Origin of the sequence: Pollutimonas rozaliensis, assembly GCF_048751585.1 — a bacterium.
In the GTDB taxonomy this organism is placed as follows: Bacteria; Pseudomonadota; Gammaproteobacteria; order Burkholderiales; family Burkholderiaceae_B.
Map to the genome: position 1 here is coordinate 1 of NZ_JAZHOB010000363.1, position 236 is coordinate 236.

At 47.9% G+C, this 236-nt stretch carries 1 protein-coding gene; it reads left to right on the forward strand.

The genetic code is table 11. The features are described from left to right. On the forward strand, positions 1–236 hold a 236-nt coding region (locus tag V0R37_RS23250), incomplete at its 3' end, for an SIS domain-containing protein (protein WP_420376711.1).

Below are 236 nucleotides of genomic sequence, written 5' to 3' on the forward strand. Positions count from 1 at the left end.
TTGAAAGAAAGTGGGCAGGTGTTTAGTTGTGGCAATGGGGGCTCAATGTGTGATGCCATGCACTTTGCCGAAGAGCTTTCAGGGCGTTATCGGCTTGACCGCCGTGCTCTTGCTGCTAGCAGTATTAGCGATGTTGCCCATATTAGCTGCGTTGGAAATGATTATGGCTATGAGTATATTTTTTCACGTTACCTGGAAGGCCATGCCAAAGCAGGGGATTGTCTGTTGGCAATAAG